Raw genomic sequence first — 12,624 nt, 5'->3', positions numbered from 1 at the left:
AGCCCAGCGACCAGGGAGCCTCGATCTCGGGTGCCGAGGTCGGCTGCCAGGGTGAGGTGGGGTCGGCGTGCTCGATGGCGGCGGCCGGACTGACCGAGGCGCTCGGCGGCCCGGCTCGCGCTGCGTGGTGACGGCCCGGTGGGCTCGGTCGGGTGGGGGTTGCGGCGCCCCGGCGGCCCGCTCGGCCACCAGGCTGTCCAGGCCCGGCCGCCGGGTCGTATCGTTGACCATGCTCCAGTCCATCGGTGATCATCGAATTCAGATGGTCATCGATCGGCTACGAGCATGGTCACGGTCGATCGATCCCGGACATCGACCGCACCGAAGGTCAGGAGGTGTTCTCGAATGGAGTCGCCGACAGCGCGCAATTCAGGTCGGCCGGTCGCACCCGGCGAGTTCAGCACCGCGTTGCGAGCGGCCATCCAGCACAGCCATCTCAGTCTGCAAGAGATCGCGAACCAGCTCCGGAAGAACCGCACACCGGTCAGCGCCAGCACGCTGAGCTACTGGCAGAACGGTAGCAACCAGCCGGAACGCACCCGCTCGGTGGCCGCTGTCAGCGTGCTGGAGCGGATCCTCGACCAGCCTGCCGGCAGCCTCTCCGACCTGATCGGTCCGCGGAAACCGCGGGGCCGGTGGATTCCGCGCCCAGGGACCTCGATGGCGTACGACCAACTCTGGAAGGTCCCGGAGGCTGTCGTCCGGGCGTTGGCGAAGATCGACGCAGGCCCCGAGGACCTCGACCATCTCGCCAAAGTGTCGCAGCACCTGTCCTACCGTATCGACCATGCCGGGCATGAGGAATCCGTCCGGGTGCGCCGCCTGGTCCGCGCCGACCGGGACAACGTCACCCGGATGATCTTCATTACCCGGTGCGTCACCCTGTCCCAACCGCCGATGATCACCTTCGCCGAGGGGTGCCGCCCGGCCCGGTTCCGCGCCGACGTGCCCACGTCGACCTGCGTGTTCGAGTTTCTCCTCGACCGGCCGATGCAAACCGGTGATTTGGCGGTCGTCGAGTTCGCGCTGCGGTTTCCTCCGGGGCAGACCGATCGGCATGCGCAAATCGCGGTCTGGAAGCCGACCCGGGAGCTGGTGGTGCAGGTCAACTTCGACCCACAGATGCTACCCGAACGCTGCCACGCCTACTGGCAGCCCCGGAGCACGCTGCCCTGGCAGCACAAGGGCGACGCCAGGGTGGACGCCAAGACGCCGGTTTTCCAGTACATCGCTCTCGACCCCCCGCCAGGCCAGTACGGGATCACCTGGCAATGGCGCTGAGTCTCGTCCGAGCCCGGTTCCGCGGGCGCCGGGTGGTGCGCAGGCCACTCCGCGCTGACGGCGTCACCGCCATGAGTGAACGGCGCCAGCGGGCTATCCTGTCGCGGTGACTCCAGGAAGTGTCCTCATGCGAGTATCAGCCGCGGCGCCGGATGTCGTGGACAGGACCGGTTCCTGTTCGGCGCGGATGCGGAAGGGCTGCGCGGGGTGAGCCCGCTCGCCGCGATCCCGAGCCCGGCCCAGGGCGTCTGGCACCTCGGGCCGCTGCCGGTGCGGGGCTACGCGATCTCCATCCTGATCGGCATCGCCGTCGCGATCTGGCTCACCCAGCGCCGGTGGACGCAACGCGGTGGCCGGCCCGGTGTCGTCCTGGACATCGCCACCTGGGCGGTCCCGTTCGGCGTCGTCGGTGGCCGGTTGTACCACGTCATGACGACGTGGCAGCCGTACTTCGGTCCGGACGGTGATCCGATCAGCGCGCTGTACATCTGGGAGGGTGGCCTGGGCGTCTGGGGCGCCATCGGCCTCGGCGCGCTCGGCGGCTGGATCGGTGCCCGCCGCGCCGGCGTGCGCCTGCCTCCGATGGCCGACGCGGCCGCACCGGGCATCGCGCTGGCGCAGGGCATCGGCCGGCTGGGGAACTGGTTCAACAACGAGCTGTACGGCGGACCCACCGACCTGCCCTGGGGGCTGCGGATCTACCGGTGGGACCAGTCCGCCGGTCATGCCGTTCTCGGCTCGGACGGCCGGCCCGAAGTGCTGGGGACGTTCCATCCCACGTTCCTCTACGAGTTGCTGTGGGCCTTTGGCGCGGCCGGCGTGGTGATCTGGGCGGACCGCCGCTGGCGGCTCGGGCACGGCCGCGTCTTCGGGATGTACGTGGCGCTCTACACGGTGGGCCGGTTGTGGATCGAAATGCTGCGCACCGATCCGGCGAACCACATCCTCGGCCTGCGCCTGAACGTCTGGACCGCCCTGCTCGTGGGCACGGTGGCCACGGTGCTGACCCTGCTGTCGGCGCGGCGGCACCCCGGCCGCGAAGCGTCGCTGCTGCGGCCCGGGGTCGCGCAGGCGACGTCCGCCCGAGCCGCGCCGGCACCCTCGGCGGGCAACGGGAACGCGTGAAGGTCGCCGGCGCGCGTTCTGGCGCGATCCGCCGCGCGGGCCGCTCGATCCCATGATCATGGGAAAGATGTGGCTGCCCCGATAGCCAGATCTTTCCCATGATCATGGAGTCGCCCGGACCGGAACGCGCCATCCCGGGTCCAGCGGCGATCATGAGCGACAGACACCACCCGCACGACTGTGCGTCACCATCCCGTAGCGCCTCACCGGGGTGGGCGGACGTCCGGAGGCTAGTCGGGCGGCGGCGCCAGCCGCTCCTGCCGGGTCCAACTGGCCCAGCCACGCTTGCGCATCAGGTCCAGCATCCGCCGCGCCCGCGGGTCGGACTCGACGGCAAGTGCGTCCAGAAGGTCGAACGTCAGATCGTTCGCCAGCTCGCGGAGGTTGTTCTCGCTGGAGTCGTATGCCTGCTCGGCCAGGTCGGCCATGATGTCGGCGGCTTCCTCCATGCGCGGATCGTCGTTCGCGTCGCTTTCCAGCATCTCCGACAGGACCCGATAGAGCCGAACGAGTCGCGGGTCACCGAGCTGCGCGAATTTGGCGGGCATGATTTCGTGGATGCGATCGGGCCAGCGGGCCGCCAGCAGGATCCACCCGTCCCGTTCCCCCTCCACCATCCGCTCTGACGCCCCGATCTCCCGGAGCCGATCGAGATAGGCGACCACCTCCGGCGGTAACGCCAGACTGTCCCCGGCGGCCAACTGCGCGATCTGTCTGCGGCTGGTCTCCAGCCGTTCGATCTCCTCGTGCAGGTGGTTGTCGATCCGTTGGACCGCTTCGGCGAAGGTCGGCGCGTCGGCTTCGAGCATCCGACCGATCTGGGACAGCGGCACGCCGGCGTTGGCGAGGGTGCGGATCTTGATGATGGCCACGACTGCTTTCGCGCCGTAACGCCGGTAACCCGAGGCGTCCCGGTCCGGCTCGGGTAGGAGTCCGATGTGGTGATAGTGCCGCACCGCCCGCACCGTGACGCCGGCGTACGCCGCTAGTTGACCGATCGTCAGCATGCTGCGGATCCTGCCCCGACTCGCCCGGCCCGGTCGACGCCCGGCTCAGGAGATCCTCCGACGGTAGGAGATGTTGGCGAAGACGTAAGCAACGATGAGGACGCCGACGCACCAGGCGAGGGCGGTCCAGATGTCGGTGCCGACCGGTTGCTCGGTGAACAGATCGCGGATCGTGTTGACGATGGAGGTCACCGGCTGGTGTTCGGCGAAGGCACGCACCGGGCCTGGCATGGTGTCGGTGGGCACGAAGGCCGAGCTGATGAACGGCAGGAAGATGAGCGGGTAGGCGAACGCGCTCGCGCCGTCCACGGTCTTCGCGGTGAGGCCGGGGATCACGGCGATCCAGGTCATTGCCAGTGTGAACAGGATCAGGATACCGGCGACCGCGAGCCACGCCGGCACTCCTGCGCCCGAGCGGAAGCCCATGAGGAGGGCGACGCCGACGATGAGCACGAGCGAGATCATGCTGGCGGTCAGCGAGGTCAGCACGTGCGCCCACAGCACGCCCGATCGGGCGATCGGCATGGAGTTGAATCGCTCGAAGATCCCGCCCTGTATGTCCGTGAAGAGCCGGAACGCGGTGTAGGAGACGCCCGATGCAATCGTGATGAGCAGAATGCCGGGAAGCAGGTAGCTCACGTACGAGACCGTCCCGGTGTCGATCGCGCCACCGAAGACGTACACGAACATCAGCATCATGGCGACGGGCGTGATCGTGGTCGTGATGACGGTATCCAGGCTGCGTGTGACGTGGCGCATGGTCCGTCCGGTGAGCACGGCGGTGTCGCCCAGGAAACGTGTGGCCATCGCTGTCGCCTACCTCTCGTTCGACGTGGTCTTGCGGTCTTGGTCGCCCTTGTCGGCGTCGCCGTGCTCGGTTTCGCTGCCGGCGGAACCGACGACCGCGAGGAAGACGTCTTCGAGGGAGGGCTGCTTCTTGACGTACTCGACCTTGGCGGGCGGCAGGAGCTGTTTGAGCTCGGAAAGGGTGCCGTCGACGATGATCCGGCCCTGGTGGAGGATCGCGATCCGGTCGGCAAGCTGTTCGGCCTCGCCCAGGTACTGCGTGGTGAGCAGCACGGTCGTGCCGCCCGCGGCGAGTTTCTTGACGGCCTGCCACACCTCGATGCGCGCCTCCGGGTCCAGCCCGGTCGTCGGTTCGTCGAGGAAGATGACCGGCGGATTCCCGATCAGACTCATCGCGATGTCCAGACGGCGGCGCATGCCACCGGAATACGTCGCGACCCTCCGGGTGCCCGCCTCGGTCAGCGCGAAGCGCCTCAGGAGATCATCCGCGATCGCGCCCGGCTCCCTGAGGTGCCTCAGCCTGGCGACCAGGACGAGGTTCTCCCGCCCGGTGAGGATCTCGTCCACCGCCGCGAACTGCCCGGTGAGACTGATGGACTCGCGTACGTCGGCGGCCCGTGTCGCGACGTCGAAGCCGTTGACCCGGGCGGTCCCCGCGTCGGCCTTGAGCAGCGTGGACAGGATCTTCACCAGCGTCGTCTTGCCCGCCCCGTTCGAGCCGAGCAGGGCGACGATGCTGCCCCGCGCCACCTGGAGGTCCACGCCGCGCAGCACACGCAGTTCCTGGTACGACTTTCCCAGGCCCTGCACGTGGATCGCAGGTCCCTGGATCGCCTGGGTTGTTGGCGGGATGCTCATGACGGCCAGCATGCGGGGTTGACGTAGCGTCAAGGTCAAGCCCGCCGGGCAGATTCGGTTCGTCCACGACCGCGAGCGCGGTCCCCCGCCAGCAGGTGGCGGCGGTGACCGCCTCTCCGTACCGGCCCGCCCAGGGCGGCGCGTCGGAGAGGAAGGTCAGCACGGTCCACGAGTTCGGTGCCTCAGCCTGGACAGGGACGGTGGGCCACGGCGAAGATCGACTGGCCGAACGGGGGGCGCCAACGGCGTTCGAGCCGCCGTGCCAGCGGAACCACCAGCCGGTCGTAGCCGCGCAGCACGACACCGTTGCGCGGGAACGAGCCGAGCAGCGTGCAGATGAGGTACCAGTTGAGCAGGCCGATGGGGTTGACATAACGGACATCGTGGAGTTCCAGTCCGGCCGCGGTGAGCACAGTGGACAGCGAGCGGCGGGTGTACCGGCGCGCGTGCCCGACCGAGCGATCAAATCGGCTCATCGCGGACGGGAACGCCGGCACGATCAGCACGACCGCGCCGCCGGGACGCACGAGCCCGGCGACGGCCTGTACTGCGGCTAGGTCGTCCTCGATATGTTCCAGGACGTTGAGGGCCACCGCGGCGCTGTGCTCGCGACGCTCTGCTGTGGGCAGCGTGAGGGCCTGCACGGTCACCCGCGGGTGTCCACGAAGCGCTCGTGCTACGTCTTGAGGCGACACTCGTCGGCCTCTGTGACGGTGATACGTGGTAGCGTCGAAACCCATTCCGCGGCGTAGTCACCGATCCCGGCCCCGATCTCGATCGGGTCATCGCCGAGGTAGGGCTCGGCCAGACCGGCGAGCCACCGTCGATAGTGGACCGCATCGCTGAGGTCCTCCAGGACGCGGGTCTGGACGTCGTCGTGTTCGGACATGCTCACTCCAGGTCTTGTGTGGAGGGGTCAGCGGGTCAGCGCCTTCACCGGGGTCCAGTGCTGGGCGTCGGCGGAGCGGAAGAGCGTCTGCGACGTGAAGCTGAGGAAGCTGCCGTCGCGGAGTGTGCTGATCGGGTGCCAGGGGACCGGCAGCCGCACAGCACGTAGTCGAGTCGGCGCACCGCGTCGCGGCGCGCTGCGAGATACTCGCAGAGCTGGCGCTGCACTTCAGGCTCGTCGACGGCCATCGCACCTCCTCACTGTGAGAGAGCTCAGCCGCCCCGCCAGGTGTTGCGTCGCCAGCAAAGAATCACGTACCGATCATGCGCGACGAACAGAGCGTGGCGCCCCGGCCGGTCACCACGGCGGTTTCCGTGGCGTCGAGACGGTGGGAGACGTGCGCGGCGCCGCGGTCGCATCGGCTGCCGGGGGAGCCGTCGCGGCGGATCGAGCCGGGCGCTGGTCTCGCCGGCGAAACCTCGTGCGATCGCTCGACGCATGAGGAAAACTGGCCGGCATGGCTGACTTGGGCGAACCGAAGGCTGCGCTGCGCCACTACCTCCAGGAGACTCGCGACGACCTGATCTGGAAGCTCGACGGGCTGAGCGAACGCGAGGCCAGGCTGCCCCGCACCGGGACCGGCAACAACCTGCTGGGCGTCCTCAAGCACTGCCTCAACGTCGAGGCCGTCTACTTCGGGCCTACCTTCGGGCGCGAGTTCCCGACGCCCGGAGAACTGGTCCCCATACAGTTGTACGACGAGGACCCGCAGGCGGACTGGTACGCGCGGGAGGACGAGACGAAGGACGGGCTGATCGACCTGTATCGCCGTGTCGGGACGTTCGCGGATCAGACGATCGAGCAGTTGCCGCTCGACGCGCCGGGCCGGGTGCCGTGGTGGCGGCCGGATGGACAGGTCGTGACGCTGCACAGGATCATCGTCCACGTGACCTGCGACCTCGCCCGTCACGCCGGTCACGCCGACATCATGCGCGAGCAGCACGACGCGGCGATCGGCTTGCGGCGGGAGAACACCAACATCCCCCACGACTATGACTGGCCGGCGTACGTCACCAAGCTGACGAGGCTGGCCGACCGGTTCGGATAGCCGACCCGGCTGCGCTCCCGGCTGGCGGCCGTGCCCGGCGGCGCCAACTACCTGCGTACGCTGCGCCGCGTCGGCCACCTCATGCCCGACCTGCCCGTCGAATAGCCGGGGGACCCGGCGCCGGACCTGGCGATCGACGCCGACCATCAGGCCCGCCGAGGCCGGGCCTCAGCGTGCCGGCCACCATCCGCGCGCTCGTCACAGCCGTGCTCCCGCGCCGATTGTGAAGATCCCGCGAAAGCCGGGTCGGGTTTCGATCCGTCCCGGCCGGTGCCACCGGTTCTTCATCAGTTTCCAACCGCCGGATTCCTACGGTGCCGGGCATGGGCGGATTCCGGGTGTTCGCGCGTGCCTCAAGCTCCGTGGGCTGAGGCATGCGCGTCAATCATTACCTGATACCTGTCGCGGTTGTCGTGACACTGCTCGGCGGGTTGCTTGCCACGGCCGGGTTCATCGCGGCAGGGGCGCCCCGATCCGCACACCACGCGGGACCCGCACCGCACACGGACGCCCCTGCGCCGGGCGTGGGCGCCGGCATCGGGGGTGCCAAGCCCGTCAGTCCCGGCGGTGACACCGGCGGCGCCCAACCGGTCAGCCCCGGTGCCGACGGCGTTCCGATGCGGGGTGCGGGGACCTTCACGGTCGCTTCCGGTGGGACGGAGGTCGTCGGTGGTGGCGCGACGCTGGTGCGGTACCGGGTGGAGGTCGAGGACGGTATCCAGTGGGGTGGCAACCCGGTCTGGACGCCGGCGGAGACCGCCGCGGAGGTCGAGCGGGCGATCGGCGCGCCGCGCGGCTGGACCCTGTCCGCCGAGCACCCGGTGACCTACGGTCCGAACAGGCTGGCCGACGCGAGCTGGTCGTTCCAGCGGGTGAGCGGCACCGACTTCAGTGTCCGCCTGCGCCTGGCGACCCCCGACACGGTGGACAAGCTGTGCGCCTCCGTCGGTGTCAACACGCAGGGTATCTACTCGTGCCGCTACGGCCAGACGATCCTGCTCAACCTGCGCCGCTGGTTGAAGGGTATCGCCGGGCATCCCGGCGAGGACTTCCACGCCAACACGATCAACCACGAGATGGGCCACTTCCTGGGCTTCGACCACATGAAGTGCCCCGGCTCCGGCCCCGCCCCGATCATGCAGACGCAGACGATCGCGCTGAACGGCTGCACGATGAACTCGTTCCCGTTCACCACCGGCGGCGCGTTCGTCCAAGGCCCCTGGGCCCCGTCCTGATCCTCGCGGGGACATCCCTCCCGGAACTCCGCCACCCGCGCGGTGGACCGTCGCCGGTGGGCCGGCACCGGTACCATCCTGACGGTCGTGGGTGATGGCCGACGTCGATCGCAACTGTGAGGGGCACATACGGATGAACAGCCCGACCGGCGGCACGCAGAGGAGCGAGCAGAAGCCGGCCACCGCGGCCAGGATGTACGACTTCTACCTGGGCGGAGTGCACAACTTCCAGGCGGACCGGCAGGCGGCCCAGACGGTCATCGACCAGTTCCCGGTGGTGCCGGCGGTAGCCCGCAACAACCGGGCCTTCCTGGGGCGCGCCGTGCGGTTCCTGGCCGAGGCCGGCGTCCGGCAGTTCCTGGACATCGGATCGGGGATCCCGACGGCCGGCAACGTCCACGAGATCGCCCAGGCCGCCGCGCCCGACGCCAGGGTGGTCTACGTCGACATCGACCCGGTCGCGGTGGCGGAGAGCCTCGAAATCCTGCACGGCAACGACCGGGCCACGGCCATCCGCGGTGACCTTCGCGAGCCGCAGGCAATCCTGGGCCATTCCGAGGTCCGCCGGATGCTCGACTTCACCACGCCGACAGCGCTGATCCTCGCCGCCGTGCTGCATTTCGTCCCCGACGACACCCAGGCGTTCGGGCTCGTCGACCACCTCGTCGCGGAACTGCCGACGGGCAGCTACCTCGTCATCTCGCACGGGGCGGCGGAGACGTTCGCGCTCAGCGACGAACGCACCGCGGCTGCCCGCGAGGTCTACACACAACGGACCACCACCGCGGGCAAACCGCGACCGCGCGCACAGGTCGAGCGGTTCTTCGCCGGCCGTTGTCAACTGGTCGACCCGGGGGTGACCTGGGCACCCGAGTGGCGGCCGGCGCCAGGGGATCCGGCGGACTTCGCCGATGACACCCGCCGCAGCGGCATGTGGGCCGGGGTGGGGCAGCTCATGGCGATGCCCACGACCGGACAGCCGGCAACCTGATCGATCCGCGCCAGTGCCGAGCCACGCCCTGCCTCCCCCTGCCGCGGATCGCCGGGCGAGACCCGAGCCGGGCCAGCGGCACGGCGACGACGGCGGCCATGGCCCGGCGGCAACCTCGAGCGGCACGCCCGCCGGCACGGCACAGATCCGGCCGACGCTTCTTGACCTGCCCGTACATGACGTCGCGGCCCAGGTCCAGGGCGGCAAACAGGTGCCGCACGCCGTGCGGGCGGGTGTAGGCGGCCCGCCGGCGGCCTCGGATCACGGTCGGGATCCTTGTGCCGGCCACATAGGGGCGTCATCACGCTCCATCGCCAGCTCGGCGTTCTACCGCCGCAACCGCGCCAGCTCCGCCCGCTCATCCTCGGACAGATGCCCGGCCGCGGCCTCGCCACGGGCCTCGCGGTCCTTCTTCATCCAGTTGGCCAGGGTGCCGTCGTTGATCCCTAGATCATGCGCGACCTGCGCGATCGACTTGCCGGTCTCACGCACGATCCGGACCGCACCTTCGCGGAACTCCGGATCGAACCGGCGTCTCATCTCAGCCATGAACCTCTATCCCTCAAGTTCTGGCCTCCACGTTACGAGGGGAACCACACGTCGGGAAAATAACCGTGCCGATGATTGAAACGTGCGCTCACGGAAGGCGCCGGCGGTCGCCAGCATTGTCCGGTCAAGGGTCCGGAAAGGTTCCGTGCTCAAAGCTTCCGGGGGAGCGGCAATGTTAGGGACTGGAGCGTCCTGGAAGGCTAGGGCCGAAGGTGATCCCTGCTGGCGACATGGCGTTGGTCACCAGTACCGCTGGCGCTCGTCCGTACCGGCTGCAGTCGAGTGAGACAGCGCCCGGTGTCACCCACACGTACGAGCCGAACCCGTGCTATCCGGGTGATGGTCTGTGACGAGGCCGTCAGCGCCCTCGGCCTGTCGATCCAGGTGCAGGTACTCAACCTGCTCGACGAGTTGCGCCAAACGCTGAAAGTCAGTTACCTGTTCATTCCCATGACCTCGCGGTGGTCCAACACGTGGCATCCCGGATTGCGGCCCTCAACATGGCCGGTTGGTCGAGTTCGATACGGCGGAACGGATCGGGTCCACTCAGCCCACCCGTACATGGCGATGTCGCAGGCCGCCACCACCCGTCCCTGACCCGGTACGCCGTGCCCGGCGGCAGGCCGCGTTCTTCGAACGGTTGGCCACTGGTACAGCAGCCGCTTCGCAGCACAGTCCAGAAGATGCCGACGCGCTCCGCGCTGGAACGGGGCAGTCAGAAAGAATATGGAGCGATCGATAGTGAATATCGAAGCAGCGCAACGTGCCGACACATTCGTGCCGCACAACTTTACCGAGAAGACCGTCGACCTCGGTGAGATCCGGATGAACTACGCCGTTGCCGGCGATGCTGAGCACCCGGCGCTGCTACTCATTCCCGGACAGTCGGAGTCCTGGTGGGGGTATGAGCAGGCGTTGCCGTTGCTGGCCAAGCACTTCCGGGCCTACGCGGTCGACCTGCGCGGGCAGGGCCGCTCGTCATGGACGCCGGGACGTTACACTTTGGACAACCTCGGCAACGATCTCGTCCGGTTTATCGACTTGGTCATCGGCCGTTCGACCATCGTGGCCGGCCTGTCATCCGGGGGCGTGTTGGCCGCATGGCTATCTGCCTACGCCAAGCCTGGCCAGATCCGTGGTGCTGTGTGGGAGGACCCGCCGCTGTTCGCGTCGCAGGCGCGGCCGGCCTGCGGACCATCGATCCATCAGGCCATGGGCCCGATGTTCGCGGTCTGGAGTAAATGGCTCGGGGACCAGTGGTCCGTCGGCGATTGGCTGGGCGCAATGCAGGCGATGCCGCGCGAAGTCCCGCCGGTACTGCTCAAGAGTCTGGCCATCATAGGCGGCGACCAGCCACCGCCGGGGCCGCAGCCACCGCAAAACTTGAGGGAGTACGACCCGGAGTGGGCCAGAGCCTTCGTCACCGGCACGGTCATGGTCGGTTGCGACCACGAGGCCATGCTGGCGGCGGTCCGGGTGCCTGTGCTGTTCACCCACCACTTCCACCGAGTCGACGCCGACACCGGGCACCTGCTCGGCGCGATCTCCGACGAGCAGGTACGACGGGTTCGGGAACTCGTGGAGGCCGCCGGGCATTCGTTGACCTACCGGCCATTCCCGCAGATGCCCCATTCCATGCATGGTGCAGACCCGAAGCTCTACGCCGACACCGTGACTGCGTGGGCCTCGACGCTGCCTGCGCATTCCTGAAAGGACCGCATCCATCCGGAACTGGTGAACACGACCTCGTCCGGGCGGGCGCCGACGAGGGCGGCGACCTGCGCGCGGGCCTGCTGCAGAGCGCCGCGGGGGCGGTCGGCGTAGGGGTGGCCGCTGGACGGGTTGCCGAACCAGGTGGTCAGGCACGGGACCATGGCGTCGGCGATACGCGGGTCGATCGGGGCGGTGGCGTTGTAGTCCAAATAGACCGGCCCGCCGCCGCGGCCTGGCCACCGCCTGAACGAGGCCGCCGGGTAAGCCGCGGTCGGCACGACGGCTCTGGTCACCGGGTACCTCGCCACCCGCTACGGGCCGCGCCCAGCTCCGGAGCTGATCGGCGTCGTCTTCGTCGCCGCCGGGCTGCTGTCCCTCGTCGTGCGCGACACCGCCGCCCACGTCGCCCTCGAACTCGCCCAGCATCCCGCCCCCGCCACCGGCGCCCGACCAGCGGCCGGGGCTCGCGGCGACGTTCGCGCGGACGTCATGGCGGCACCGGGTCGCTGCGCGGCGCCTGCCAGGCCGGCCTCGTCAACAACCTCAACGACGGCCTCACCTGGGGCGTCTTTCCGCTGCTGTTCACCGACCACGGCCTCAGCCTCGCCGCCGTCGGCCTCATCAAAGGCCTCTACCCGCTACTGTGGGGCTTCGGGCAGATCCCTACCGGACACCTCGCCGACCGCACCGGTCGCAAACCGCTCATCGTCGCCGGCATGCTCGTGCAGGCCGCCGGGTTGGTCGCCGCGCTCGCCCTGCTCGACCATCCGCTCCTCGCCGGGGTGCTGTCCACGGTCCTGCTCGGCCTGGGCACCGCGATGGTGTATCCGGCGCTGATCGCGTCGGCGTCCGACCACGCCCACCCGGTCTGGCGGGCCAACGCCCTCGACACCTACCGGTTCTGGCGCGACATCGGCTACGTTGCCGACGCCCTCGTCGCCGGAGTCCTCGCTGACACCCTGGGCCTCAACGCCACCGTCGTCGCCGCGGCGCTCACCGCCGCTTCCGGGTTGCTCGCCGCCCGCTGGATCAGCGGCCGCCCGGCCGGCCGGCCGAGGATG

General features: G+C 69.1%; 15 protein-coding genes and 2 pseudogenes. 9 read left to right on the top strand and 8 right to left on the bottom strand.

The window, feature by feature from the left end; all coding sequences use genetic code 11:
- Positions 1-17: 17 nt before the first annotated feature.
- From Drose_RS24835 to lgt, 3 genes and pseudogenes are all read left to right on the top strand, one after another.
- Positions 18-107: pseudogene (locus Drose_RS24835) on the top strand (L-serine ammonia-lyase, iron-sulfur-dependent, subunit alpha); the annotation flags it as partial.
- Between the two features lie 178 nt (positions 108-285).
- The gene (locus Drose_RS24830) at positions 286-1,281 is read left to right on the top strand and encodes a hypothetical protein (RefSeq protein ID WP_260723715.1); all 996 of its coding nucleotides are present in this window, start codon (positions 286-288) and stop codon (positions 1,279-1,281) included.
- 207 nt (positions 1,282-1,488) lie between these two features.
- Positions 1,489-2,406 carry a prolipoprotein diacylglyceryl transferase gene (gene lgt, locus Drose_RS24825; protein ID WP_260723714.1) on the top strand — a complete coding sequence of 306 codons (918 nt, stop codon included), beginning with the start codon at positions 1,489-1,491 and terminating at the stop codon, positions 2,404-2,406.
- 230 nt (positions 2,407-2,636) lie between these two features.
- On the opposite strand, the gene Drose_RS24820 is transcribed toward lgt, so the two are convergent.
- The 6 genes from Drose_RS24820 to Drose_RS24795 all read right to left on the bottom strand — a co-directional run bounded on the left by Drose_RS24820 (position 2,637) and on the right by Drose_RS24795 (position 6,126).
- Positions 2,637-3,413, bottom strand: a complete 777-nt coding sequence (locus tag Drose_RS24820; RefSeq protein ID WP_260723713.1) for a helix-turn-helix domain-containing protein — start codon at positions 3,411-3,413, stop codon at positions 2,637-2,639.
- A gap of 45 nt (positions 3,414-3,458) precedes the next feature.
- The gene (locus tag Drose_RS24815) at positions 3,459-4,220 is read right to left on the bottom strand and encodes an ABC transporter permease (protein WP_260723712.1); all 762 of its coding nucleotides are present in this window, start codon (positions 4,218-4,220) and stop codon (positions 3,459-3,461) included.
- Between the two features lie 9 nt (positions 4,221-4,229).
- Complete coding sequence (locus tag Drose_RS24810) at positions 4,230-5,078, bottom strand: ABC transporter ATP-binding protein (protein ID WP_260723711.1); 849 nt, start codon at positions 5,076-5,078, stop codon at positions 4,230-4,232.
- A gap of 182 nt (positions 5,079-5,260) precedes the next feature.
- Positions 5,261-5,728 (bottom strand): class I SAM-dependent methyltransferase, encoded by a 468-nt coding sequence (locus Drose_RS24805; RefSeq protein WP_260723710.1) that lies wholly within the window; start codon positions 5,726-5,728, stop codon positions 5,261-5,263.
- A 26-nt stretch (positions 5,729-5,754) separates the two neighbouring features.
- On the bottom strand, positions 5,755-5,967 hold the full coding sequence (locus Drose_RS24800; protein WP_260723709.1) for a hypothetical protein: 213 nt from the start codon (positions 5,965-5,967) through the stop codon (positions 5,755-5,757).
- A 27-nt stretch (positions 5,968-5,994) separates the two neighbouring features.
- Positions 5,995-6,126, bottom strand: coding sequence for a hypothetical protein (locus Drose_RS24795; RefSeq protein WP_260723708.1), 132 nt, complete (start codon positions 6,124-6,126; stop codon positions 5,995-5,997).
- A gap of 358 nt (positions 6,127-6,484) precedes the next feature.
- Here Drose_RS24795 and Drose_RS24790 point away from each other — a divergent pair, with 358 nt between their 5' ends.
- From Drose_RS24790 to Drose_RS24780, 3 genes are all read left to right on the top strand, one after another.
- On the top strand, positions 6,485-7,075 hold the full coding sequence (locus Drose_RS24790) for a DinB family protein (protein ID WP_260723707.1): 591 nt from the start codon (positions 6,485-6,487) through the stop codon (positions 7,073-7,075).
- A 374-nt stretch (positions 7,076-7,449) separates the two neighbouring features.
- Positions 7,450-8,310, top strand: coding sequence for a DUF3152 domain-containing protein (locus Drose_RS24785; RefSeq protein WP_260723706.1), 861 nt, complete (start codon positions 7,450-7,452; stop codon positions 8,308-8,310).
- 133 nt (positions 8,311-8,443) lie between these two features.
- Positions 8,444-9,301 carry an SAM-dependent methyltransferase gene (locus Drose_RS24780; RefSeq protein WP_390891452.1) on the top strand — a complete coding sequence of 286 codons (858 nt, stop codon included), beginning with the start codon at positions 8,444-8,446 and terminating at the stop codon, positions 9,299-9,301.
- 327 nt (positions 9,302-9,628) lie between these two features.
- Here the strand turns inward: Drose_RS24780 and Drose_RS24775 are convergent, their stop codons facing one another.
- On the bottom strand, positions 9,629-9,850 hold the full coding sequence (locus Drose_RS24775; protein WP_260723704.1) for a transposase: 222 nt from the start codon (positions 9,848-9,850) through the stop codon (positions 9,629-9,631).
- A gap of 339 nt (positions 9,851-10,189) precedes the next feature.
- Between Drose_RS24775 and Drose_RS24770 the strand changes: the two genes are divergently transcribed.
- Both Drose_RS24770 and Drose_RS24765 read left to right on the top strand, forming a co-directional pair.
- Positions 10,190-10,447: a hypothetical protein gene (locus Drose_RS24770; protein ID WP_260723703.1), complete on the top strand. Its 258-nt coding sequence runs from the start codon at positions 10,190-10,192 to the stop codon at positions 10,445-10,447.
- 144 nt (positions 10,448-10,591) lie between these two features.
- Positions 10,592-11,560: an alpha/beta hydrolase gene (locus tag Drose_RS24765; RefSeq protein ID WP_260723702.1), complete on the top strand. Its 969-nt coding sequence runs from the start codon at positions 10,592-10,594 to the stop codon at positions 11,558-11,560.
- On the opposite strand, the gene Drose_RS24760 is transcribed toward Drose_RS24765, so the two are convergent.
- Positions 11,509-11,856: an aminotransferase class V-fold PLP-dependent enzyme gene (locus tag Drose_RS24760; protein ID WP_260723701.1), complete on the bottom strand. Its 348-nt coding sequence runs from the start codon at positions 11,854-11,856 to the stop codon at positions 11,509-11,511. The two genes, Drose_RS24765 and Drose_RS24760, sit on opposite strands and share 52 nt — an antisense overlap.
- Between Drose_RS24760 and Drose_RS39170 the strand changes: the two are divergent.
- Positions 11,773-12,612: pseudogene (locus tag Drose_RS39170) on the top strand (MFS transporter); the annotation flags it as partial. The gene Drose_RS24760 and the pseudogene Drose_RS39170 sit on opposite strands and share 84 nt — an antisense overlap.
- Positions 12,613-12,624 lie beyond the last annotated feature (12 nt).

It is taken from the genome of Dactylosporangium roseum, assembly GCF_025264685.1.
Classification (GTDB): Bacteria; Actinomycetota; Actinomycetes; order Mycobacteriales; family Micromonosporaceae; genus Dactylosporangium; species Dactylosporangium roseum.
The sequence above is the reverse complement of the archived record's forward strand: the minus strand, read 5'-3'. Positions and strand labels throughout refer to the sequence as shown.